The organism is Thermodesulfomicrobium sp. WS (genome assembly GCF_027925145.1).
Lineage (GTDB): Bacteria > Desulfobacterota > Desulfovibrionia > Desulfovibrionales > Desulfomicrobiaceae > Thermodesulfomicrobium.
Genome location: NZ_AP027130.1, coordinates 666,228 through 689,273, shown reverse-complemented (window position 1 = coordinate 689,273; position 23,046 = coordinate 666,228). Strand labels below are relative to the sequence as shown.

General features: G+C 67.1%; 20 protein-coding genes. 13 read left to right on the top strand and 7 right to left on the bottom strand.

The genetic code is table 11. The features are described from left to right. Positions 1–66: 66 nt before the first annotated feature. Positions 67–237: a hypothetical protein gene (locus tag QMF81_RS03340; protein ID WP_281752012.1), complete on the top strand. Its 171-nt coding sequence runs from the start codon at positions 67–69 to the stop codon at positions 235–237. After that, on the top strand, positions 230–922 hold the full coding sequence (locus tag QMF81_RS03335; RefSeq protein WP_281752010.1) for a ubiquinone/menaquinone biosynthesis methyltransferase: 693 nt from the start codon (positions 230–232) through the stop codon (positions 920–922). Before QMF81_RS03340 ends, QMF81_RS03335 begins: the two co-directional genes overlap by 8 nt. 2 nt (positions 923–924) lie before the next feature. Here the strand turns inward: QMF81_RS03335 and QMF81_RS03330 are convergent, their stop codons facing one another. Next, positions 925–1,122 carry a DUF2065 domain-containing protein gene (locus QMF81_RS03330; protein ID WP_281752008.1) on the bottom strand — a complete coding sequence of 66 codons (198 nt, stop codon included), beginning with the start codon at positions 1,120–1,122 and terminating at the stop codon, positions 925–927. Positions 1,123–1,182: 60 nt separating this feature from the next. On the opposite strand from QMF81_RS03330, the gene QMF81_RS03325 reads away from it, so the two are divergent. Genes QMF81_RS03325 through QMF81_RS03300 form a run of 6 tightly spaced genes read left to right on the top strand, consistent with a single transcriptional unit; the run spans position 1,183 to position 10,312 of the window. Then, entirely contained in the window at positions 1,183–2,493 is a 1,311-nt protein-coding gene (locus QMF81_RS03325) for a nucleotide sugar dehydrogenase (RefSeq protein WP_281752006.1), read from the top strand. Next, positions 2,490–3,131: a futalosine hydrolase gene (gene mqnB / locus QMF81_RS03320; RefSeq protein ID WP_281752004.1), complete on the top strand. Its 642-nt coding sequence runs from the start codon at positions 2,490–2,492 to the stop codon at positions 3,129–3,131. Before QMF81_RS03325 ends, mqnB begins: the two co-directional genes overlap by 4 nt. Next, on the top strand, positions 3,128–3,898 hold the full coding sequence (locus QMF81_RS03315; RefSeq protein WP_281752002.1) for a 1,4-dihydroxy-6-naphthoate synthase: 771 nt from the start codon (positions 3,128–3,130) through the stop codon (positions 3,896–3,898). Before mqnB ends, QMF81_RS03315 begins: the two co-directional genes overlap by 4 nt. Then, complete coding sequence (locus QMF81_RS03310; protein WP_281752001.1) at positions 3,895–4,878, top strand: polyprenyl synthetase family protein; 984 nt, start codon at positions 3,895–3,897, stop codon at positions 4,876–4,878. The genes QMF81_RS03315 and QMF81_RS03310 overlap by 4 nt, the downstream gene beginning before the upstream one ends. A gap of 2 nt (positions 4,879–4,880) precedes the next feature. Then, positions 4,881–7,343, top strand: a complete 2,463-nt coding sequence (locus QMF81_RS03305) for a GGDEF domain-containing protein (RefSeq protein ID WP_281751999.1) — start codon at positions 4,881–4,883, stop codon at positions 7,341–7,343. After that, on the top strand, positions 7,340–10,312 hold the full coding sequence (locus QMF81_RS03300; protein ID WP_281751997.1) for an AIR synthase-related protein: 2,973 nt from the start codon (positions 7,340–7,342) through the stop codon (positions 10,310–10,312). The genes QMF81_RS03305 and QMF81_RS03300 overlap by 4 nt, the downstream gene beginning before the upstream one ends. Positions 10,313–10,458: 146 nt before the next feature. On the opposite strand, the gene QMF81_RS03295 is transcribed toward QMF81_RS03300, so the two are convergent. The 6 genes from QMF81_RS03295 to QMF81_RS03270 all read right to left on the bottom strand — a co-directional run bounded on the left by QMF81_RS03295 (position 10,459) and on the right by QMF81_RS03270 (position 19,065). Continuing rightward, positions 10,459–12,321, bottom strand: coding sequence for a bacteriohemerythrin (locus tag QMF81_RS03295; protein ID WP_281751995.1), 1,863 nt, complete (start codon positions 12,319–12,321; stop codon positions 10,459–10,461). A gap of 87 nt (positions 12,322–12,408) precedes the next feature. Continuing rightward, complete coding sequence (gene pyk / locus QMF81_RS03290; RefSeq protein WP_281751993.1) at positions 12,409–13,827, bottom strand: pyruvate kinase; 1,419 nt, start codon at positions 13,825–13,827, stop codon at positions 12,409–12,411. A 40-nt stretch (positions 13,828–13,867) separates the two neighbouring features. After that, positions 13,868–15,703, bottom strand: a complete 1,836-nt coding sequence (locus QMF81_RS03285) for a UbiD family decarboxylase (RefSeq protein WP_281751991.1) — start codon at positions 15,701–15,703, stop codon at positions 13,868–13,870. Further along, a complete protein-coding gene (gene serB / locus QMF81_RS03280) occupies positions 15,700–16,956 on the bottom strand; it encodes a phosphoserine phosphatase SerB (protein WP_281751988.1) in 1,257 nt (418 codons plus the stop codon). The genes QMF81_RS03285 and serB overlap by 4 nt, the downstream gene beginning before the upstream one ends. Beyond that, the gene (locus tag QMF81_RS03275) at positions 16,953–17,780 is read right to left on the bottom strand and encodes a DNA polymerase III subunit delta (protein WP_281751986.1); all 828 of its coding nucleotides are present in this window, start codon (positions 17,778–17,780) and stop codon (positions 16,953–16,955) included. Before QMF81_RS03275 ends, serB begins: the two co-directional genes overlap by 4 nt. Before the next feature lie 7 nt (positions 17,781–17,787). After that, the gene (locus tag QMF81_RS03270; protein ID WP_281751984.1) at positions 17,788–19,065 is read right to left on the bottom strand and encodes an adenylosuccinate synthase; all 1,278 of its coding nucleotides are present in this window, start codon (positions 19,063–19,065) and stop codon (positions 17,788–17,790) included. A 263-nt stretch (positions 19,066–19,328) separates the two neighbouring features. Here QMF81_RS03270 and QMF81_RS03265 point away from each other — a divergent pair, with 263 nt between their 5' ends. From QMF81_RS03265 to QMF81_RS03245, 5 genes are read left to right on the top strand one after another with little or no spacing between them, the layout of a single operon-like run. Continuing rightward, positions 19,329–20,099: a DUF4198 domain-containing protein gene (locus tag QMF81_RS03265; RefSeq protein WP_281751982.1), complete on the top strand. Its 771-nt coding sequence runs from the start codon at positions 19,329–19,331 to the stop codon at positions 20,097–20,099. 54 nt (positions 20,100–20,153) lie between these two features. Then, a complete protein-coding gene (cbiM, locus tag QMF81_RS03260; RefSeq protein WP_281751980.1) occupies positions 20,154–20,759 on the top strand; it encodes a cobalt transporter CbiM in 606 nt (201 codons plus the stop codon). 11 nt (positions 20,760–20,770) lie between these two features. Further along, positions 20,771–21,376, top strand: a complete 606-nt coding sequence (locus tag QMF81_RS03255) for a cobalamin biosynthesis protein CbiL (protein WP_281751978.1) — start codon at positions 20,771–20,773, stop codon at positions 21,374–21,376. Further along, the gene (gene cbiQ, locus QMF81_RS03250; RefSeq protein WP_281751976.1) at positions 21,369–22,130 is read left to right on the top strand and encodes a cobalt ECF transporter T component CbiQ; all 762 of its coding nucleotides are present in this window, start codon (positions 21,369–21,371) and stop codon (positions 22,128–22,130) included. The genes QMF81_RS03255 and cbiQ overlap by 8 nt, the downstream gene beginning before the upstream one ends. A 41-nt stretch (positions 22,131–22,171) precedes the next feature. Beyond that, positions 22,172–22,933 carry an ABC transporter ATP-binding protein gene (locus tag QMF81_RS03245; protein ID WP_281751975.1) on the top strand — a complete coding sequence of 254 codons (762 nt, stop codon included), beginning with the start codon at positions 22,172–22,174 and terminating at the stop codon, positions 22,931–22,933. Positions 22,934–23,046 lie beyond the last annotated feature (113 nt).

Sequence of the window (23,046 nt, the reverse complement as noted above, 5' to 3'; positions counted from 1 at the left end):
CCCCAAAGCAGGTCACGACCATTCCCCCCGGGCGGTTTTTCTTTGCTCCAACCAGGAAGGATGCCTATGGACAGCGAACGCAAGCAGGCCCTGCAGGTGGCCAAGGAAGTGGTCATCAAGTTCATCGAGGTGGGGCGCATCTCGCCGGCCAATTTTGCCGAAAACTTCGCCCTGATCCACGACGAGGTGCTGCGGGTCATCACCAAGGCCGGCGAACCCGAGGAGCCCCATGCGTGACGCCCACTCCCGCCGGGTGGCAGGACTCTTCGGCAATATCGCCCGCTTCTACGATCTCCTCAACCACGTGCTGAGCCTTGGCCTGGACCGGCTGTGGCGGCGGGCCATGGTGCGCTGCCTGCCGCCGCTGCGCGGCCCGGTCCTGGACCTCGCCGCCGGCACCCTGGATGTGAGCTGCGAGATCTGCCGCCAGCATCCCCAGGCCCAAGTGGTGGCCGTGGACTTTTCCCACCCCATGCTGGCACGCGGGCACGCCAAACGCACCGGCCGGCCCATCTGGCCCGTGCAGGCCGACGCCCGGCTCCTTCCCCTGCCGGACGCCAGCGTCGAGGCCGTGACCGTGGCCTTCGGCATCCGCAACATCCGCCCGCGCAGCGACGCCTTTGCCGAGATCCTTCGCGTCCTGCGGCCCGGAGGAAAGCTCGTGGTCCTGGAATTCGGCACCGGCCGGCGCCGCATCTGGGGGGGGCTCTACAATTGGTATCTGCAGCGGCTGCTTCCGGCCATCGGCCGCATGGTCTCCCGCGACCCGGAAGCCTACCGCTATCTGGCCCAGACCATCGCCGCCTTTCCCCACGAGGAGGCGCTCGCCCAAGAATTGGAAGAAGCCGGATTCACGTTGATCCGCTACACGCCCATGGCCTCGGGCATCGTGTTTCTCCACGAGGCCAGTCGACCGGCATGAAGCTACGCGCGCCCCAAGGCCACCAAGCCCAGCCCCAGGGCGAGCATGAGTGCGGCCACCAGACGCAGCACCCGCGGCGGCATGGAGGCCATGGTCCGAAAATAGCGGGGCATCCTCTCCGCCAAGAGAAAATAGGGGACTGCCTCCAAAACCAAGGCCAGTCCCAACGCACACAGAAGAGTTGGACGGTCCAAAGCCATGGCGCGCTTTTGCCATAGGCCCAAGGACCTGTCGAGAGCAGTATGCAGGAGGACCTCCCCATGATCCACATGGATGATTTGCACCACCGCCGACGCGCCCTGGCCGTGGTGGGGCTCGGCTACGTGGGCCTGCCCCTGGCCGTGGCCTTTGCCCGGCACTTCGACGTCATCGGCTTCGATATCTCCCCCCAACGGGTGGCGGAGCTTTCCGCCGGCATCGACCGCACCCACGAGGTCCCGGCCAAGACCCTGGCGGAAACCGCTCTGCGCTACACCACCGACCCCGGCCTGCTTGCCGAGGCAGGAATCATCGTGGTGGCCGTGCCCACCCCCATCCGCCCGGACCGCACCCCGGACCTGGGGCCGCTTATGGCCGCCACCCGCACCGTGGGCGCGCACCTGCAGCCGGGCACAGTGGTGGTGTACGAATCCACCGTCTACCCCGGGCTTACCGAAGAAGCATGCGTGCCCGTCTTGGAGGCCACCTCGGGGATGCGCTGCGGCGAGGACTTCTTCGTGGGCTACTCTCCGGAACGCATCAATCCCGGGGACCGCGAGCACACCCTCGCCTCGGTGGTCAAAATCGTGGCCGGCCAAACGCCGGACGTCACGGAACTGCTCGCCCAGGTCTACGGCACGGTGGTGCGGGCAGGCATCCACCGCGCCCCGAGCATCAAGGTGGCCGAAGCGGCCAAGGTCATCGAAAACACCCAGCGGGACATCAACATCGCCCTCATGAACGAGCTGGCCATGATCTTCGACCGCATGGGCATCGACACCCAGGACGTGCTCCTCGCTGCGGGCACCAAGTGGAACTTCCTCCCCTTCCGGCCCGGACTGGTGGGCGGCCACTGCATCGGCGTGGACCCCTACTACCTCACGGCCAAGGCCCAGAGCCTGGGATTTCATCCGCAGGTGATCCTGGCCGGCCGGCGCACCAATGACGCCATGGGCAAGTTCGTGGCGGAAAAGACCGTCAAACTGCTCATCGCCCAAGGCAGCCCGGTGCGCGGGGCGCAGGTGGGCGTCCTCGGCCTCACCTTCAAGGAAAACGTCCCGGACCTGCGCAATAGCCGCGTGCCGGACATCCTGGCGGAACTCGCCGAATACGGGATTACGAGCCACGTGCACGACCCCTTGGCAGACCCGGCCGAAGCGCAGGCGGAATACGGCATCCGCCTCAAGCCGCTCGAGGAGCTCACGGGGCTCGATGCCATGATCATCGCCGTGGCCCACACGCCCTTCTCCCAACTGGATCCCACCATGGTGGCCGCCATGCACCGCCCTGGCATCCGGCCGGTGGTGGTGGACGTCAAAGGGGTCCTGCCCAAGGACCGGTTCCTCACCGAAACCGTATACTGGCGCCTGTGATCCTCCTCGCCTGCCCCACCCAGCGGGAATGCGCTGCAGCCGTGCGCCTCGGCCCATATCCCGAACTCCACGCCGCCGTGGTGGGCGTGGGCCCGGTAGCGGCCGCGGCCTCCACGGCCCGGATCTTGGGACAAATGCCGGTGCGCGGCGTCCTCCATCTGGGGATTGCCGGGAGCTTCGACCTTGCCGTCGCCCCCATCGGGGCCCTCGTGGTCGCCACCGAGGAAATCTGGCCCGAATACGGGGTGCGAGGGGCAGACGGCACGCTGGTCCCCCTGGGCTTTCCCATGCTGGAAGACCTCCCCGAGCCCGTCCTGCGCCTTGAGCCCGACGCCGCGGCCCAGGCCCTGGGGATCTCGATCCCCAGGCAGTGGGTGCGCGGGCCGGCCCTCACGGGCGCCGGAGTCACCGGAGACCCGGAGCTGGCCAGTCGCCTGCACCGCCAGTGGCAGGCCGTCACCGAATCCATGGAAGGCTTCGGCGTGGCCCTGGCCGCCCGCCTGGCCGGAGTCCCGTTTCTTGAGGTGCGCAGCATCTCCAATGCCGTGGGCGAACGGGACAAACGCCGCTGGGACATCCCCGCCGCCCTCGCCGCCCTGGCACTCGCCACCCAAACCCTGTTTGCCCACCCGTCATGAACGTCGCCATCTCTCCCTGCCCCAACGACACCTGGATCTTCGGCTCGTGGATTCTCGGCCGCATCCCTGGCCCCACGGCCCGCTTTTTCTGGCACGATGTCCAAGAACTCAACGAGCGCGCCGCCCAGGGATGCTTCGACGTCATCAAGGTGAGCGCCGCAGCCGCCCTGGACCTTGCCGAATACCACATCCTGTCCTGCGGCGGGGCCTTCGGCTTGGAACACGGCCCCAAGCTGGTCACGCGCACCCCGCCGCCCCAACGTCTGCAGCGCATCGCCGTGCCCGGGCTCGCCACCACGGCCTACCGGCTGCTGCGCGCCGCCCTCGGCCCCGAGTTCGAGGCCGTGCCCGCCATCTTTCACGCCATCCCGCAGATGGTCCAAACCGGCGCCGTGGACGCCGGCCTCGTCATCCACGAGACCGCCCTCATCTACGCGCGCCTAGGCCTCAGCCTCGCCCTCGACCTGGGCCAGTGGTGGCGGGAAGTCTCCCACGGGCTCCCCATCCCCCTGGGGGTCATCGTCATGGCCCGCAAGCACCCGCCCGAGGCCCGCGCCGCGGTGGAGGACGCCATCCGAAAAAGCCTCACCTTTGCCCGCAGCCACCCGGAGGCAGTGATGCCGTTGGTACGCTCCCTCGCCCAAGAGCTTGACGCCCCTACGCTCGCCAACCATATTGCCGCCTATGCCAACGACTTGAGCCTGGATATGGGGGAGGCAGGCCGCGCCGCCCTCGCCCTTCTTAGCCGCCTAGGGACCTCTGCATGACTCGGTGCACCACACAGCAACTCAAACTCGCCTTTCAGGCCGAGCTTCCCGCCATCCACACGGCGCTCCACGAAGAAATCGCGCGCCTGCCGCAATCCGTCCAACCCGTGGCCCGCCACGTGCTGGGCGCCGGGGGCAAGCGCCTGCGCCCCATGCTCACCATCCTCACCGCCCGGGCCTTGGGCGGCGCGGAAGTCCACCTGCACGCCACGGCCGTGGCCCTGGAGCTTCTGCACTCCGCCACCCTCATCCACGACGACATCCTCGACGGGGCGACCACCCGCCGGGGTGTGCCTGCGGCGCATACCGTCTTTGGCCTCGTGCCCGCCATCCTCGCCGGAGACGCCCTTCTGGCCCACGCCAACGCCATCATGGCGCGCCCCGGCATCCCGGCGCTCACCGCCTGCGCGGCCCAGGCCATCCTCGCCACCGCCGCCGGGGAGATCGAGGAAATCGCCGCCATGGACGCCCCGACCCTTTCCCAGGAAGCGTACCTCGAAATCATCACCGGCAAGACCGCCTACCTCATCCAGGCGGCCTGTGAAGCCGGGGCCATCCTCGCCCAGGCGGACGCCGCCATGGTGGACGCCGCCCGACGTTTCGGCCTGGGGCTGGGCATCGCCTTCCAATTGGTGGACGACGCCCTGGACTACGCCGCCACGCAAGCCACCCTGGGCAAGCCCCAAGGCGGGGACCTGCGCGAAGGCAAGCGGACCCTGCCGCTGCTCCTGTTCCTCGAAAGCCTCCCGGACGACGAACGCGGAGCACTTGCCGGCCGTATCCAGCGCCGGGAGCTCTGCGCGGCAGAGCTTGAAGCCATCGAGCGACGCGTGGTGGACGGCGGCTTTGCCCGCGCCACGGTGGAGGCCGCCCAGACCTACGTCACCAGCGCCCTCACCGCCCTTTCCCTCTTTCCCCCATCCCCCGAGCGGGAGCTCCTCCAGACCATCGGCGAGTACGTCCTCAAACGGGAGAAATGACCATGCGCACCCCACTGTCCCAAGCCTTGCGCGAGAGTCTGCGGGCCTCCTTTTCTCCAATAGCGGCCAAGCTGTTGTCCATCATCGTCGATCCCCAATCCGACGCCGCCGCCGTCGCCGACACCCTCCGGGCGGACCCGGCCCTGGCCGGGACCGTGCTCGCCCTGGTCAATTCGCCGGTCTATGGGCAGACCCAGCGTATCGTGGACTTGCGCCGTGCGGTGGTGGTGCTCGGACGGCAAGAACTGCTGCGCATCGCGCTCACCATCTCCCTGCACCGGGGGCTCGGGGTGATCCTCCTGGAGCACGGCTTCGACCCCAACCTGGTGTGGCGGACCATCGTCTGGGGGGCGCTGGCTGCCGAGGCCATGGCCCAGCACGCCCATGCCTCGCTGGTGCAAGAAGCCTATCTGGCCACGCTGCTCAAAGACATGGCCATCCTCATCCTCACCGTGGCCGGCCGTCTGCCTCAAGGCGCCCCCGCGGACTTGGTGGGCCCGGGACTGCCGGAGGCCATGGAGCACCAAGCGCTCACCGCCGAACTTCTCGAATTCTGGAATCTGCCGCGCCCGGTCATCGAGGCGGTGCAGCACCACCACGATCTCGCCGGGGTCCTGGAACACCCGCCGCTCACCCAGCTGGTCATCCTGGCCACCGCCTGGGCAGAGGCGGAATTCGCCCCCCACCCCAAGCCCGAGGCCCTTGGCCAGGTGCACCTGCTCATCAAGCGCGCCATCGGTCTGGACGCAGCGACCCTGGAGACACTTCGGGCCACCGTGAGCGAGCGCTTCGATGCCATGTGCACGGTGATGCGCGTCGACTGGCGCCAGACATGGTCCTTCAAGCCTTACGCCGTGGACGATATCCAGGATTTTTTTGCCCAGGCGCGGGAGATCGAGGCCGTCACCGGGGACGTATCCGCCGTGGCCACGGTCATGGGCCGCCACGTCCGCTGGAATTGGGGCTGCCAGACCGCGGAAGTGATCCTGCGCGACCCGGAAGTGCCGGGGTGGCAGCGCTTCGCCCTCACTCCCATGGGAGCGACCTTTCTCGGCCGAGGCAACCTGCTTGCCACCATGCCCCTTCCGGCAAGCCTCACCCCCATCCTCATGACGGACCACGACGAGCCCCTGGGAGAACTACGCCTCTCCCAGCCCGACTGCGGGGAAAAATCCGCCGCCGCCGAGCTCTACGCCCGTCTGGCCGCTGCCAGTTACCGCCGCTATCTCACCTATCAGGCCCCCCAACGCGCCAAGGCCGCCCTCTTGGAGAGCCTGCCCGTGGGCGTGGCCCTGTTCGATGGCAGCGGCCGCCTCATCGCCGCCAACACGGCGCTCAACCGCTACCTCACCACGGCCGCACCCCAAGACGCCCTGCTCACCGACCTCATCACCCTGCTGCCGCACCCGGTGCAGGTGGAGGAGTGGCGCCATTTTCTGGACACCCCTGCGCAGGACTGCCATTGCACGGCCTTTTGCCCCCTGGACCCCCAGATGGCGGAATCCGCGCCCTGCATCAGCGTCAGCGCCTACCGCATGGCGAGCCAGGAAAACGGCCCCCGGCGTATCCTGCTCCTCGTCCAGGACCTTTCCGCCGTACATTTCCACGGCTTCGAGGCCGTGGAACAGCGCGACTTTCTCGCAGGGCTTCTGCGCGTCATGCCCGATATCGTCATGACCATCGACGAGACCGGGGTCATCGGCTTCGTGTCCAAGCCCTACGCCCAGGCTTTGGTGGGCCGCAACATCCTGGACTTGGGCACGTCCATGAACCCCCTCGACCCGCATTGGGACTTAAGCGCCCTTCTCGACCGCCGCGAACCCGTGGAAGTGCGCACTGCGTTGAGCAACCGCGAGTTCGTGCTGGAGCTCTTGGGCATCCGGGTGCAGTCGCCCCGCTACCACGCCGTGCTCGTGGGCCGGGACATGACCGCGGTGCGCCGCCTGGAGCGCGCCATCAAGGACCAGGCCCTGCTCGATGCCCTCACCCGCGTCTTCAACCGCCACCACCTCACCAGCATCACCGAACGGGAAATAGACCGCAGCCAACGCACGGGCAAACCCCTGGGAGTGCTCTTCTTCGACGTGGACCGCTTCAAACAGTACAACGACCGCCACGGCCATAGCGCCGGGGACGAGCTCCTTGCCGGCATCGGCGCCGTGCTGCGCGAAAATCTCCGCAAAGGCATGGACTATCCCTTCCGCTTCGGCGGAGACGAATTCCTGGTGCTCTGCGCCGAGGCATCGGCCGAAGGGCTCTCCCTCCTTGCCTCCCGCATCCAAAAACAGGTGGCGGCCATCACCTCGGAGTGCACCCTGAGCATCGGCGCCACCCTGCTTGCCCCAAACGACTCGGTGCAGTCCCTCATCTCCCGCGCCGACGCCGCCAATTATCAAGCCAAACAAGGGGGCGGGAACGCCTTCGTCTTTCTTGCCCCTCCAGAGCCACCAAGGAGTTTCGCATGATCGTTCGCATGGAAGTCGGCACCCGCGCCGACCTGCCCGATACCCAAGGCGCCCGGGTGGCGCACAAGATCCGCACCGAACTGGGACTCGCGGTGGATGCCGTACGCCTGGTGAAGGTCTACACCATCGACGGCCTCAGTGCCGAGGCGGCCACCGCGGCCTGTGATGCCGCCCTGCTCCATGATCCGGTGCTCCATACCGCCTCCCTCACCCCCCTGGGGCCGACCCCGGACTGGGCGCTGGAGGTAGGTTTTCGCCCCGGCGTGACGGACAACGAAGGCCGCACCGCCCGGGAGACCTTGTCCCTGGCCTTGGGGGTGGACGGCGTCCAGGTCTCCACCGCCACCCAGTACCGCATTTTCGGCACACTCTCCCGGGCGCAGGTGGAGCACATCGGCCGGGACCTCTTGGCCAACGAGCTCATCCAGCGCCTGCGCATCAAAAGCCGCCAGGAATGGGAACAGGAACCGGGATTTGCCCCGCAGATGGCGGTGGTGGCGGCCACGGCATCGGCCGCGGTGGAGATCATGGAACTTGCCTCCTTGGATGACGCGGGGCTTGTGGAACTGAGCCGCGCCCGCACCCTGGCCTTGAGCCTTGCCGAGATGCAGGCCATCCGCGCCTATTTCGCGGACCCGCAGGTGGCTGCCCGCCGCAGCCGCCATGGCCTGGGCCCGGCGCCCACCGACGCCGAGTTGGAATGTCTGGCCCAAACCTGGTCCGAGCATTGCAAGCACAAGATTTTCAGCGCCCGCATCCACTACCGCGATACGGCCACCGGGCATGCAAGCACCATCGACAGCCTCTACAAGACCTGCATCCAGGCCACCACCGCCCGCCTGCGCGCCCTGCGTGGGGCGGACGACCTGTGTCTGTCGGTCTTCAAGGACAACGCCGGCGTCATCCGCTTCGACGCCGAGACCAACCTCTGCATCAAGGTGGAGACGCACAACAGCCCCTCGGCCCTGGACCCCTACGGCGGGGCGCTCACCGGCATCGTGGGCGTCAACCGCGACCCCATGGGCACCGGCATGGGGGCGGAGTTGGTGTGCAACACCGATGTATTCTGTTTTGCCTCGCCTTTTTACGACGGCGAGCTGCCGCCGCGGCTCTTGCACCCGCGCCGCATCTTCGAAGGCGTGCGCGAAGGGGTGGAGCACGGCGGCAACAAGAGCGGCGTGCCCACGGTCAACGGCGCCATCGTCTTCCACGAACGCTTCCTCGGCAAACCCTTGGTCTTCTGCGGCACCGTGGGCAAGATGCCGGCCACCGTGGCCGGCCGAGCCAGCCACGAGAAAAAGGCCCAGGTGGGCGACCGCATCGTCATGGTGGGCGGCCGCATCGGCAAAGACGGCATCCACGGCGCCACCTTCTCCTCGGAAGAGCTTCACGAAGGATCTCCGGCCACGGCAGTACAGATCGGCGACCCCATCACCCAGCGCAAGATGTACGACTTTCTCATGCGCGCCCGAAACCAGGGGCTCTACAACGCCATCACCGACAACGGCGCCGGCGGCCTTTCTTCCTCCGTGGGCGAGATGGCCCAGGACACCGGCGGCTGCGATCTGGACCTGGCGCGCGCCCCCCTCAAGTATCCGGGGCTTGCGCCGTGGGAGATCTTCGTCTCCGAGGCCCAGGAGCGTATGACCGTGGCCGTGCCGCCGCACAAGCTCGGCGCTTTCTTGGACCTGGCCCGGGAAATGGACGTGGAGGCCACGGACCTGGGGGCATTCACCGACTCCGGCGTCTTGCTCGTGCGCCACGGGGAGCGCGTGGTGGCGGCCCTGGACATGGACTTCCTGCACCGCGGCACCCCGCAGATGGAGCTTTCCGCCGTTTGGACCCCGCCGGCGGCCGCAGCCGCCACCTCCCGGCCGCGGGTGGAAAACGGCACCGACTTTTTGCTCGCCATGCTCGGCCGCCTCAATATCTGCTCGCGGGAATACGTCATCCGCCAATACGACCACGAAGTGCAGGGCGGCAGCGTCATCAAACCCCTCATGGGAGCGGGCGGCCCCACGGACGCCGCAGTGCTGCGGCCGCGGCTGGACAGCCTGCGCGGGGCGGTCCTCGCCTGCGGCATCTGCCCCAAGCTGAGCGACCTCGACACCTATTGGATGACCGCCAACGCCATGGACGAGGCCATCCGCAACGCCGTGGCCGTGGGCGCGGACCCCGACCAACTGGTGGGGGTGGACAACTTCTGCTGGTGCGACCCCATCGCCTCGGACAAAAACCCCGACGGCGCCTTCAAGCTCGCCCAGCTCGTACGCTCGGCCCGGGCCCTGTCCCACTTCTGCCACGCCTTCGGGGTGCCGTGCATCTCCGGCAAGGACTCCATGAAAAACGACTACCTGGGCGGCGGCGTCAAGATCTCCATCCCGCCCACGGTGCTCTTTACCGTGCTCGGCATCATGCCGGACGTGACCCTGGCCGTGTCCGCGGACTTCAAAAAGTCCGGCGAGGCCCTCTACGTACTGGGCATGACCCACGGCGATCTCGGGGGCTCGGAGTACGCCCAGGCCCTGGGGATTTCCGGCGCCATCCCCCACGTGGACGCCCTCTCGGCCCGGCAGCGCTACCAGCGCCTCTATGCCGCCATCTGCGAGGGGCTCATCTCCGCCTGCCACGACGTCTCCGACGGCGGCATCGCGGTCACGGTGGCGGAAATGGCCTTGGGCGGGGCACTGGGCGCGGTGGTGGACGTCTCCGCCATCCCGGCGCGCGGCTGCCAGCACCCCGAAGAAGTCCTCTACAGCGAAAGCCCAAGCCGCCTGGTGGTGAGTGTGCCCCAAGACCGCACCCACGCCTTTGAGGCCCTCATGGGCGCAGACGCCGCCCGCATCGGAGAGACGTGCGCCGAACCCACGCTGCGCCTCACCCACGCCGGCACCCTCCTTGCCCAGGCGACGCTCTCCACCCTACGTCACGCCTGGCAATCTCCCCTGGACTGGGGCAGCCAACGCTGAACCTCGGCCGCCTTCAGGCCCCCTCCACGACCAACGCCCCCGAAATGGGGGCGTTGGCATGAGAACCGGACCGAAGACGCGCTCACCCAGACGCGCCGGCCTTTGGCAAGACTGCGGCGCCCCGCGGCGGCACGTCTGGCAAAAGCCTATCGGACTCCCTTGCTCTGCAAGAACGGCGCATACTTGCGGTCGGTAAATCCGATGTGGTTGATGAGCCAGTCCTTGAGGAAGTTGAGCAGTTCCTGGGACAGAAACTCTTCGCCGGCATCGAACTTGCGCTTGAAGGCCAGGACCTTGTCCACGAGCTTCTTGTGGATGGTCTTGTGGGCATCGGTTTCGGGGTAGCCGTACTGGTCGAAGAACTTCTCTTCCGTGCCGAAGTGATAGCCCGTGTACTCGATGAGTTCCTGGAGCACCCGGCCAGCGGCGGCGGTATCGCTGCGCTCCAACGAACGGTGCAGCCGGTTGACCATGGCCACGAGCTTTTGGTGCTGCTCGTCAATGCTGGGGATGCCGAGCTCGAGGTCCTTGGTCCACGGCATGAACTCGCCGCTGTGCATCGCCCCGCCTTCCTCCACGGTGATCCATTGCGAGAGCAGCTCGAGCACCTGGCTGAGGATGGGCGAGATGTCCTGGGTGAAAAGGCGCATGATCTCGACCGCGCTTCGCCCTTCGGCCGTGGCCTGCCGCACCAGACCAGCCGAGGCATGGAGCTTGTCGTGCAGGGGATGCAGCTGCTCCAGGATGCGCCGGGCCTCAGGCCTCTGCGGCTGGTAGGTCTCCAGAAACTTGCCCAAGGCGCATTTTTTGGGATCCATCTCCACCTCGGGCGGGACACCGGTCACGATGGCCTTGATGACCTCGTTGCCCCAGCCGATGTGCTTGAACAGGACGCTCTTGAGGCGGGCCGCAGGGGCAAGATGCGCCTCGAGACGGCTCGCCAGCCCCGGGCTCGCCCCCACCTTGGAAAGGACCACGGCGTTGGATTTGACGATACGGCTGGTGGCCTCGCTGGCGATGGAGACCTGCGGTGCGATGGCGGCGAAGTCTTCGGTAGAGGCCATGAGGGCGTCGGCACGCTCTTTCACCACCGTGGCCGCTTCCTTGGTGCGGCGCACGTTGTTCGTGATTTCGGCCATGGTGGCGGTCTGCTCTTCCGTGGCGCTGGCGATGGTGGTGGCGAGCTCGTTCACCTCGGCCACGGCCCCGGTGATGCCCTGCACCTGGGCAATGGCCCCGGCCACATCGGCCTGGATACCTTCGATGAGGGCAGTGATCTTTTCCGTGGCCTCAGCGGTCTGGCGGGCCAGTTCCTTGACCTCGTTGGCCACCACGGCAAAACCGCGGCCCGCCTCGCCGGCGCGGGCGGCCTCGATGGTGGCGTTCAAGGCAAGCAAATTGGTCTGCGACGCAATGGCGCGGATCACCTGGCTTACGTCGCCGATGTTGCGCGAGCTCTCGCTGAGCTTGGCGATGGAGGCCGCGGCGCTCTCGGCCTGCTCCCGGGCCTCGGCAGTCTTCTGGGCGGTCTTGGCCACCGAGGTCGCGATCTCCGTGGTGGCCACGGACATGTCCTCCATGGACTGGTAGATGGTCTCGGCATCGTGCAGGGATTGGGTGGCCGCGCCCTGCACGTCCTTGGCCATGGTCGCGGTGCGGGAGAGCTGGTCTTGCAGACGCTCGTTCAAGTTCCTCAAGAACTGCTGCACTTCCCCGAGGATGCGGTTTTGTCCGTCCACCGAACCGATGAGTCCGACCACAAAGGCCAGAAGGGCATTGATGGGTTTCTGGATCACCTGCGCGATGCGGCCGGAGAATTCCAGCGCATGATGGAAGCGTCCGGTGGCGACGGCATGGAGCGTCTGGCCCATGGCCGCCAGTTCGCCGTCTTCGTCTCCGTCTGCCTGCCGGGCCGCTGGGCCGCTGCGGCCCCGCTCCCACCACAGGACGGCCACCGCCACGAGAGCCAGCACCAATGGGGCAAGCCCCCCCACGGGGCAGGGATCCACATCCCCAGACCCGCGGCCAGGGCCGTGACTGCAACCAAAATCATCCCCCACGAAATGCGCACCATCTTCTCCTCCTTATTTCCCAAGCTACTTGGAGTACACCTTGATCTCATTGGTCATGACCGCCGGCATGCCCGGAGTGGCCTGGCCGCTGGCGATGACCACACTCTCGCCATGGCGGAAGCCCGCAAAAGACTGCACGAACCGCTCCGCCCGCTTCTGGTGGCTGGGGATGGAGGCATCGCTCATCACCGGAGTCACGCCCCAGAAAAAGTTGAGCCAGCGCAGCACCCGGGCGTCGGTGGTCATGCCGTAGATGGGCTGGCGCGGCCGACGGCTGGAGATGTACCGCGCCGTGGCGCCGGTGGTGGAATGGCAGACGATGGCAACGCTCTCGGCGTTGTCGGCGATCAGACAGGCGGAATAGGCGATGAACTTGGGCGGGTTCTTCTCTTCCTTGGGCCGGTAGGGGCCGCCGATGCGCTCCAGGTAGTAAGGCTCGGCGTACTGGGCGATCTCCTGGATGAAGCGTACGGCCTCCACCGGGTAGGAACCGATGGCGGTCTCTTCCGAGAGCATGACGCAATCTGCGCCGTCGAGCATGGCATTGGCCACGTCCGTAGCCTCGGCCCGGGTGGGCACGGGGTTCTTCACCATGGAAAGGAGCATCTGGGTGGCGACGATGGCCGGTTTCTGGGCGTGGCGGCAGGCGCGAAGGAGCTTTTTCTGGATGATGGGCAGCTCCGCCGGACTGCATTCCAGGCCCAGATCACCCCGGGCCACCATGATGGCGTCCGCGGCATCCACGATGGCGTCGATGTCGTCCACGGCGTTGCGGCGCTCCACCTTGGCCACCACCGGGATCCAGGTGCCATGCCGGGCGATCTCCGCCTTGATGTCATCGATGTCGTCACGACTCTGCACAAAGGACAGGGCGACAGCGTCCAGGCCGATGTCCAGCCCCTCGTGCAGGTCTCGGCGGTCCTTGTCCGTGAGTGCGGCCACGCGCAGGCTTTTTCCGGGAAAGGCGATGCCTTTGTTGGAGGTGAGCATCCCGCCGTTTTGCGCCTCCAAGAGGAAGAGCCGGTCCGGCTTCAAGACCTTGACCACCCGGAACTGGAGCATGCCGTCGGACAAAGACACGGGCATGCCTTCGCCAAGACCTTCGAGAAGCTGCACCGCCTCGAGGCTGATGAAGATGTCCGTCTCTTGCGGCTTCTCCCCCGGAGCGCCCAAGCACACGTAGGCGCCTTTGCGGATCTGCAAGGGAGAGCCCGCCACCTCGCCGATGCGGATCTTGGGACCGCACAAGTCCCCCATGACCGTGAGCAGCACCCCGGTCTCCGCCTCCACGGCGCGGATCTTTTGGATCACCGGGCCAAAATGGGCGGCATCGGCGTGGGAAAAATTGAGGCGAAAGATGCGCACACCATGGTGCACCATGGCACGCAATACACCAGGTTCCAGGGACGCGGGACCGAGGGTGGCCACGATCTTGGTCTGCATAAGGGGCCTCCTTGCAGGGTAGAGAACGACAGTCCGGATTCTAGATGCGGCCATACAGCGGGCCGCCCGGGGCTGCAAGGGCGTCCACGCGTTTTTCCACCTCCGGGTCCATTTCCAAGGGCGGGGCATGGTAGGTCTTGAGCCGGGCGTCGATGACCATGGCCCGGCATCCCCAATGCTTGCCGTGCATCTGGGCGTCTACGCCATAGGTGTCCGTGGCCGGGTCGGAGCGGGTAAAGGTCACCCACAGGAAGTTGTCCCAATGGCGGCAGGCAAAGTCCACGTCGTCCACCACCACAATCAGGGGAAGGCCCGAGACGTCAACGGCCGCAAGATGGCGGCACAGCTCCTCCATGGCCGGGTCCTGGGTGTCCCGGGGCTGGGCATGGGCAGGGCCCCCCAGCACCGCAATGCCTGGGGCAAAGAGCCGCACCGGTCCAAAGCCTGCGGGGAGCGCCCCCAGCGCGGGCAAGGCCGAAGCAAGGACGCGTTTGGGGCGCCCGGCCGCGGCCCAGAGCACCTTGGAGCCCTGATTGAGGCTGATGCCCGAGTAATCCAGGGTGTCCATGGTGGTGCGGGTGATGAAGTGGAGGTCCCGGGACAAATCCAACCGGCAGAGCACGTGGGCGAAAAACCGCGGCACGTCGTGGCAGGACAGCTCCGCGTCGTCCTCGCGGGCGGCGAGGAGCACGTACTTGGAAAGCGACGTCTGGGTGGCGCCCAAAAGGGCCATGCCGTTGGTGAGGAGCTCCTGGGGCATGCGCTCTCCGGCATAGGGCACGTAGCGCTCGCTGCCGATGGCCAAAAGCAGGGGGTGCACCCCGGCGGCGTCCACGGCGTGCACCTCGTGTACCCCGGGAAAGACCCGGGGCACGAGCGCACCGGTAAGCTCGTGGATGAAGGCCCCGAACTCGGTGTCTTCCTGGGGCGGCCGCCCCACGGTGGTAAAGGGCCAGATGGCGTCCGGCCGGTGCCAGACGCGGTACACCCGCAGCACCGGGAAGGGGTGGGCCAGGCTGTAGTAGCCCAGATGGTCGCCAAAGGGCCCCTCGGGCTTGAGCAGTCCCGCAGGCACCTCGCCCATGATGCAAAAATCCGCCTGCGCCGGCACAGGCAGGCCGTTGACGCCGCGCACCAGCGGCAGCCGGTGGCCAGCCAGGGCCCCGGCAAAGAGGATCTCGGGCATGCCTTCGGGAAGGGGCATTACCGCCGCCAGGGTCAAGGCCGGCGGCCCCCCCACCCACACGCTCACCGGAAACGGCCGGCCCAAGGCCAGAGCCCGGGCATGGTGCGGGCCGATGCCGCGGTGGATCTGGTAGTGCAGCCCGGCCTCGGCGTCCGGTTCCAGGGCGCCGCCGGAAATCTGCACCCGGTACATGCCGATATTGGACCCCCAAAGCCCGGGCCGGCCCGGGTCTTCGGAGTACACCTGCGGCAGGGTGACGTAGGCGCCGCCGTCCTTGGGCCAGGACACGAGCTGCGGGAGATCCGAGAGCCGGCAGGAGTGCGCCTGCACCGGCCCTTGCTGCACCCAGCGGGGCTGGGTGCAGATCGCGGCCCGCAGGGCCTTGGGCCACAAGCGCGGCGAGCGCACAAAGGTCATAGGGTCGGCCTTGGCCGTGAGCATGGCCTCCACCAGGCGCAAGGTGGAGCGAAAAAGGTAGCGGATGCGCCGGCGGGAGCCAAAGAGATTGGCCAGCATGGGAAAGCGCGTCCCCCGCACCCGGGTCATGAGCACCGCCGGCCCTCCGGCGGCGTAGAGGCGGCGCTGGATGACCCCGGCCTCCAGATGCGGGTCCACCGGCACGTCCAGGCGGATCAGTTCTCCCGCTGCCTCCAGGTCGGCCACGGCCTCGGCCAAGGTGCGATGGATCATCGATGCGCCTCCTGGGCGCGCTGCATCATGCCCTCCAGGGCCGCCATCTCCCGGTCACGCAGGCCCAAAAGGTAGAGCACGCCGTCGAGGCCCAGGTTGGAGATGGCCTGGCTGGCCCCTTCCCGCACCACGGGCTTGGCGTGGAAGGCGATGCCCAGACCGGCGATCTGCAGCATGGGCAGGTCATTGGCACCGTCGCCCACGGCAATGACCTGATCCAGGGAAATGCCCTCAGCCGCGGCAATGGCCCGCAGGCGCGCCGCCTTGCCCGGGCCGTCCACGATATCCCCTACCAAGCGCCCGGTGAGGCGGCCGTCCTTCACCTCCAAGACATTGGCGTGGACGAAATCGATGCCCAAACGCTCCTGAAGCACCCGGCCAAAGTAGGTGAACCCTCCCGACAGGATGGCCACCTTGTAGCCCAGGGCTTTCACGGTACGCACCAAGCGCTCGGCCCCTTCGGTAAGCCGCAGGGACGCGGCCACCTGCGCGAGCACCGACTCCGGCAGCCCGGCCAAGAGCCGCACCCGCTCGGTAAGGCTTTGGCGAAAGTCCAGTTCCCCGCGCATGGCCGCCTCGGTGATGGCCGCCACCTGCGGCCCCACACCGGCCCGGGCGGCCAACTCGTCGATGACTTCGGCCTCGATGAGGGTGGAGTCCATGTCAAAGCACACCAAGCGGCGGATGCGGCGAAAGACCGAGTCCTCCTGAAAGGCCACGTCCACGCCCAGGTCGCGGGAAAACTCCAGCAAGGCGGCGCGCATGGCAAAGCGGTCCTGAGGCGTGCCGCGCACGGAAAACTCCAGGCATGCCCGGGGGGAGGCCGACGGCCGGGCCAGGGAAACCCGCTCCGAAAGCCGGGTGACGGTGTCGATGGAGAGCCCCTGCTGGGCGAGCAGCTGGCCTAACTGTGCCAGGTGCTGGGCGGTGAGCGAGCGACCGAGCAAGGTGACGATGTGCCGGGGCCGGCCTTGACCAGCCACCCATTCCTCGTAGGCGTCCTCCGGGATGGGCGTAAACTTGGCCGAAAGCCCAAGGCCATGGGCGCAAAAGAGCAGCTCCTTGAGGATGGGGGCCGAGGCCGCCCCCGGCGGCACTTCCAGCACGAAGCCCAAGGAGAGGGTCTCATGGATGACCGACTGGCACATGTCCACCACCCGCACCCCGAACTGCGCAATACTTCCCAAGATGGCGGCAAAAAAACCTGGCCGGTCTTCGCCGGCCAGCTGCACCAAGATGATTTCCCGCTTCATGCGCACAGCCTCCACAGTCCAACGGCCAGGGCCTCCAGGGTCAAGGCCGGATTCACTCCCAAACGCAGGCGCTGGAGCGCATCTTCCGCCAGCACCTGGGCCTCGCGCACCGTCACCACATCCATGCGGCGGGTGAAGACATCCGCCAACTGCCCATAGGGGACACCGCGCATGGTGGCGAGCACCGCCCGCAAGACCTCGAGCACCACTTCCTGCGCCAAGGCCGCGTCCACCAAACCGCCGGTGCGGGCAAGGAGATCCCCGCCGCCCGTGGCCACAAACTCCGCCATGGAAGCGGCCCACGCCGCCACCTCCTCGGCAGGCTCCCAGGAAGCAGCGGCCAGGGTCAGCGGAAAGGCACGGGAGACCACGGTGGAAAGGAGCACGTCCCGATGCGGCACGGTCACACAGAACACCGTGGACGGCCCCGGCTCTTCGAGGATTTTGAGGAGCGCATTTTGCGCCTCCACATTCATGGCCTGGGCCTCGGTGACGAGCACCACCCGCCGGGGTGCGGCCGCAGGCGGGTCCCAAGCGATCTGGCGCAGAGCCCGGGCGTCGGCCACCTTGATCTCTCCCTCCTCGCCACGCAACCACACGAGGTCGCGGCTGGTATCCTGAATGACAGCACGACACGCGGCACACGCGCCGCACGGGGGATCAAGCTCCCGACAGTGCACGGCAGCAGCCCAAAAAAGCCCCACCTGCCGGCGGGAAAAAGCACTTCCCCCTTCCAAAAGCACGAGCGCTGGCGCATGGGCCGCCAAGCGGCGCAGAATCCGCGCCACCCGCTCCTGCGTGTGCACTCCGGCGAAAACGTCCACCGCTCCCTCAGGCCACCGTGATAGTCTGCTCCCGATCCGGGCCCACGGCGATAAGGCGCACCGGGATCCCCGCCAGCGCTTCGATGCGGCGCACGTAGTTCTGCGCCGCCAAAGGAAGCTCCGCGAAACTGCGGCAGCCAGCGATGTCTTCGCGCCAGCCGGGCAAGGTCTCGTACACCGGCTCCACCGTAGCCAGGGCGTTCTCTCCTTGCGGCGGATAGGCCACCTCGCGGCCGCCAGCCCGGTAGGCCACGGCAATGCGCAGCGGATCGATGCCGGAGAGCACGTCCAGCTTGGTGAGGGCGATCTCGGTAAGACCATTGACCCGTACCGACTCCCGCAGCACCACGGCATCGAGCCAGCCACAGCGGCGGCGGCGGCCGGTGGTGGCGCCGAACTCCTGGCCACGCGCCTGGAGCAGGTCGCCCACAGTGTCCGTGAGCTCCGTGGGGAAGGGACCGGCGCCCACGCGGGTGGTGTACGCCTTGACGATGCCGATGATGCGGGAAAGGGCCGCCGGCGCGCACCCCGCCCCGGCCGCGGCGTTACCCGCCACGGTGTTGGAGGACGTGACAAAGGGGTAGGTGCCGTGATCGATGTCGAGGTGGGTGCCCTGGGCGCCTTCAAAGAGCACCCCTTGGGGGAGAGCGGCGGCCACCTGCTCGGAGACGTCGTCCAAATAGGGCACGATACGCCGGGCAACAGGCACAAGCCGCTGCCACACGGCCTCGGCGTCCACGGCATCCTGACCGTAAAGGCCAGTCAACAAAGCGTTTTTCTCCACCAAGGCCTTTTCGATCTTGCGGCGCAAAAGCGCCTCGTCCGCCAAGTCCGCGGCCCGGATGCCCACGCGCGCGGCCTTGTCTTCGTAGCACGGCCCAATCCCCCGGCCCGTGGTGCCGATCTTGTCCGCGCCGCTCTTGAAGGCCTCCCGGGCGGCGTCCAAGAGCCGGTGGTATTCCATGATGATATGGGCCTTGCGGCTCACCCGCAGCCGGGACGGGCTCACATCCACGCCCGAGGCGGCCAGGCTGTCGAGCTCCTGGCAGAACACGAAGGGGTCCAGGACCACGCCGTTGCCAATGAGGCAGAGCTTGCCCGGGTGCAGGATCCCCGAGGGGATGAGATGAAGCACCGTCTTTGCGCCCCCCACCACCAACGTATGACCCGCGTTGTTGCCGCCCTGAAAGCGCACGATGGCGCTCACCTGAGCGGTCAGCAGATCCACGATCTTGCCCTTGCCTTCATCGCCCCATTGGGCGCCCACCACCACGATTCCCGCCATGGCTGTCTCCTTCAAGAAAATCTCACCAGCGCTGCGCGCAAATGGCACTACCGCTTACGGAACCCCCAAGGGCAAGTCAATTTACCGACCCGAAGCAAACCCCCGGACCCGAACACCCTCCCGCTCCCGTAGCCCAGCAAAGACGACGAATAAAAAAATTCCAGAGACTTTCTTGCTATCAAACCTTGATAAGTATTACGCAAAAACATACAGTTCCCCCGGTTTGCAGCGTTTTTTTCCTTCAACCGCATAAGGAGTCTTCCATGCAGCTTCGCTCTCTTCTCCTTGGCGCGGCCTTGACGGCGCTCGCCTCTCCTGCTCTGGCGCACTTCGGCATGGTCATCCCCTCGACCCCGGTGGTGGAAGACAAAAACCAGGCCACCGTAGACCTCCAGATCAGCTTTTCCCATCCCATGGAAATGGTGGGCATGACCATGGCCAAGCCCAAAGCCGTGCGTGTCATCGCCGGCGGCAAGGCCGAGGACCTCACCACGCAGCTCACCCCCACCACGGTCATGGATAAAGAGGCGTGGAAGGTCAGCTACGCCGTCAAAAAGCCCGGGGTGTACCAGTTCGTGCTCGAACCCACGCCGTATTTCGAGCCTGCCGAAGACAGCTACATCGTCCACTACACCAAGACCTACGTGTCTGCCTTTGGGGAAGAAGAAGGCTGGGACGAACCCGCAGGGCTCAAGACCGAGATCGTGCCCCTCACCCGGCCCTTCGGGAACTACGCCGGCAATGTCTTCCAGGGTCAGGTGCTGGCGGATGGCAAGCCCGTGCCCGGGGCCACGGTGGAGATCGAACACTACAATCAAGACAAGGCGTACGAAGCGCCCAATGAGCTCATGGTGACCCAGGTGGTCAAGGCGGACAAGAACGGCGTCTTCACCTATGCCGTGCCTTTCCCGGGCTGGTGGGGCTTTGCGGCCCTCACCACGGCCAAGGAGAAAATTGCCCACGACGGCAAGCCCAAACCTGTGGAGCAGGGCGCCGTGCTCTGGGCCGAGTTCGTGGCACCCCAGAAACGCTAACCCGCATCCGGGCGGCGGCCCAAGAGCGGTCCGCCGCCCCACGGAGCACCTACCATGCACATCGCCGAAGGGGTCCTTTCTCCCGCCATCCTGGTGGGCGGCGCCCTGCTCACCGCAGGCGGCACCGCCATGGGCCTCAAGCGTCTGCGCCACGAGGAGCTGATGCTCATGGCGCTCATGGCCGCTGCCTTTTTCGTAGCCTCCCTCATCCATGTCCCCATCGGGCCCACCAGCGCCCATTTGATCCTCAACGGCGCGTTGGGCATGCTCCTCGGCTGGGGGGCCTTTCCCGCCATCCTCATGGGGCTGGTCTTGCAGGCGCTCTTCTTTCAGTACGGCGGCCTCACGGTGCTGGGGATCAACACCTGGAACATGGCCGCCCCGGCGGTCTTCCTGGGCCTGATCGCTCGGCCGTGGATCCTTCGGCCAGGACGAGCTCGTGCCATGGCGGCGTTTGTCTGCGGCTTTGGGAGCGTGCTTGGGGCCGGACTTTTGACGGCGCTTTCCCTCACTTTCACTGACGAGGGGTTTCTGCGCGCCGCCCAAATCCTTTTCCTGGCCCACCTGCCCGTGGCCGTGGCCGAAGGAGTGGTCACCGCCCTGCTGGTGCGCTTCCTTGCCCGCGTGCGGCCGGAAACCTTCGGTATCGTCTCGCCCTAAAGGAGGAAACCATGCGGATCGTCATCGCCAGCCTGGTGTGGCTGCTTTGCGCCACCGCGGCACCTGCTCACCGCGTCAATATCTTTGCTTTGGTGGAAGGCCAGGAGGTCGTGGTGGAGTGTTCCTACAGTAAATCCAAACCCGTCATGGGAGGCCGCATCCAGGTGCTCGACGGCGCCACCGACGCCGTGCTCCTGGAGGGGACAACCACCGACGCCGGCGTGTTCCGGTTCCCCGTGCCCGAAGCTGCGCGGCAGCATGGACTGCGTCTTGTGCTCTTTGCCGGCGAAGGCCACCAGAACGAATGGCGCATGGAGCCTGCCGAGTTTGGAGGGACCCCGACGGCCGTCTCCCCATCCACCGCCAAGGCCGATGCGCCCCCCGTAGCGGCCGCACCACAGACCAGCGCCGGGACCACGCAGACGATCAACCCGGCCGAGCTGGAGGCGATCGTGCGCGCCGCCGTGAGCGCCGAGCTCGACGCCAAGCTGGCGCCGCTGCGCCGCGCCCTGCTGGAGGACAGCGGCCCCCGGCTGCAGGATGTCCTCGGCGGCATCGGCTGGATCTTCGGCCTCATTGGGGTGGCCGCCTACTTTGGGAGCCGCCGCCGTGGATGAGCCCTTTGCCCATGGCCGGGGCCTTATGCACCGCATCGACCCCCGCGCCCGCATCCTTGCAGCGGTGGTCTTCAGCGCCAGCGTCGCCGCCATGGAGCAGCTTGCGGCCGCGGCGGCAGCCCTGGGCGTCGCCCTGCTCCTCGTCATGGGCGCGGCCCCGCCCATACGGCCCCTGGGGCGCCGTCTGGCCTCGGTGAGCCTCTTCTTCGGGTTCCTCTGGCTCACCATCCCCCTCACCATGCCGGGTCCCACGGCCTGGGCCTGGGGGCCGCTGCACCTCTCCTGGCCGGGCATCCATTTGGCCGCCGCCGTCACCCTCAAAGGGCTGGCCATGATCCTGGCCCTCATCGCCTTGGTGGCCACCATGCACGTGGCCACCTTCGGCCATGCCCTGTGCCGCCTGGGCGTCCCCACCCCAGTGGCCATGCTGCTTCTGTTCACCTACCGGCAGGTGTTCCTACTCCATCAGGTGTGGACCCGCCTCAAGGACGCCGCCCGGCTGCGCGGTTTTGTCCCCCGCACCGACGCCCACTCCTACCGCACCATTGCCACCATGCTCGGACTCGTGGTGGTGCGGGCCCTGGATCATGCCGGACGCGCCCATGAAGCCATGCTGCTTCGGGGATTTTCCGGAACGCTCACCAGCGTCACCACCTTTCGCGCCTCCTGGCAGGACGTCGCCTTCGGCCTGACCATAGCGGCCATCAGCGCTGCGCTCACCTGCATGGATATCTGGGGCCTTCCTGGGCGCTGAACGCCTTGCCAGGGCCAGCCCCTTCTGCCACAACGCCGCCCATGCCAACACCCATCCTCGCCACCGAAGACCTTTCTTTTGGCTACCCTGGCCGGCCGCTGCTCCTCGACCACATCCATCTCCGCCTCACCGCCCAGGACCGCGTGGGTCTCGTGGGCGCCAACGGCAGCGGCAAGACCACACTCCTGCGGCTGCTCACCGGCCTTACCCGCCCCAGCGCAGGCCGCATCCTCTTTGACGGAGAAGAAGTCACCTCCGAGGAGGGATTTCGCCGCCTGCGCCAGGCCGTAGGCTTTGCCCTGCAAAACGCCGAAGACCAGCTCTTCTATCCCACGGTGCTCGACGACGTGGCCTTTGGCCCGCTGAACCTCGGGCTCTCGCCCCAAGAGGCCCGAAGCCGCGCCGAAGCCACCCTCGCCATGCTCGGGCTCTCGGACTTTGCCGGGCGTCTCACCCACCGCCTCTCCGGCGGCGAGATGCGCCTCGTGGCCCTGGCCGGGGTCCTGGCCATGCAGCCAAGACTCCTGCTCCTCGACGAGCCCACCACCGGTCTGGACCCTGCCACCCGAGAGCGCCTCATCGCCATCCTCCAGGCGCTCCCCACTGCTCGTTTGGTCATCTCCCATGACTGGGACTTTCTCGAAGCCACCTGCGACCGCTTTCTCCTCCTTGAGGCAGGACGGATGCACGACGGCTTTCAGCTCCATCCCCACGCCCACGTGCACGCCCATCCCCTGGGAAGCGTCCCGCACGAACATCCGAGAACTGCGGACTCACCCGATAATCATAGCGGTCGCCCATAGGCAAATCCCAGGGCTCTGCGCAAATCTTCATGGCAGAGGCAGCCGCATGTCCTCGTAGCAGGGCCACCCGCCCAACGCCTCACCAGCCTCGCCGGATGCAATGCCATGGAGGT

Excerpts from the sequence above, each read along its gene's own strand:
- QMF81_RS03340 (WP_281752012.1), top strand. The coding sequence starts at position 67 with ATGGACAGCGAACGCAAGCAGGCCCTGCAGGTGGCCAAGGAAGTGGTC.
- QMF81_RS03335 (WP_281752010.1), top strand. The coding sequence starts at position 230 with ATGCGTGACGCCCACTCCCGCCGGGTGGCAGGACTCTTCGGCAATATC.
- QMF81_RS03330 (WP_281752008.1), bottom strand. The coding sequence starts at position 1,122 with ATGGCTTTGGACCGTCCAACTCTTCTGTGTGCGTTGGGACTGGCCTTG.
- QMF81_RS03325 (WP_281752006.1), top strand. The coding sequence starts at position 1,183 with ATGATCCACATGGATGATTTGCACCACCGCCGACGCGCCCTGGCCGTG.
- QMF81_RS03315 (WP_281752002.1), top strand. The coding sequence starts at position 3,128 with ATGAACGTCGCCATCTCTCCCTGCCCCAACGACACCTGGATCTTCGGC.
- QMF81_RS03310 (WP_281752001.1), top strand. The coding sequence starts at position 3,895 with ATGACTCGGTGCACCACACAGCAACTCAAACTCGCCTTTCAGGCCGAG.
- QMF81_RS03305 (WP_281751999.1), top strand. The coding sequence starts at position 4,881 with ATGCGCACCCCACTGTCCCAAGCCTTGCGCGAGAGTCTGCGGGCCTCC.
- QMF81_RS03300 (WP_281751997.1), top strand. The coding sequence starts at position 7,340 with ATGATCGTTCGCATGGAAGTCGGCACCCGCGCCGACCTGCCCGATACC.
- pyk (WP_281751993.1), bottom strand. The coding sequence starts at position 13,827 with ATGCAGACCAAGATCGTGGCCACCCTCGGTCCCGCGTCCCTGGAACCT.
- QMF81_RS03285 (WP_281751991.1), bottom strand. The coding sequence starts at position 15,703 with ATGATCCATCGCACCTTGGCCGAGGCCGTGGCCGACCTGGAGGCAGCG.
- serB (WP_281751988.1), bottom strand. The coding sequence starts at position 16,956 with ATGAAGCGGGAAATCATCTTGGTGCAGCTGGCCGGCGAAGACCGGCCA.
- QMF81_RS03270 (WP_281751984.1), bottom strand. The coding sequence starts at position 19,065 with ATGGCGGGAATCGTGGTGGTGGGCGCCCAATGGGGCGATGAAGGCAAG.
- QMF81_RS03265 (WP_281751982.1), top strand. The coding sequence starts at position 19,329 with ATGCAGCTTCGCTCTCTTCTCCTTGGCGCGGCCTTGACGGCGCTCGCC.
- cbiM (WP_281751980.1), top strand. The coding sequence starts at position 20,154 with ATGCACATCGCCGAAGGGGTCCTTTCTCCCGCCATCCTGGTGGGCGGC.
- QMF81_RS03255 (WP_281751978.1), top strand. The coding sequence starts at position 20,771 with ATGCGGATCGTCATCGCCAGCCTGGTGTGGCTGCTTTGCGCCACCGCG.
- QMF81_RS03245 (WP_281751975.1), top strand. The coding sequence starts at position 22,172 with ATGCCAACACCCATCCTCGCCACCGAAGACCTTTCTTTTGGCTACCCT.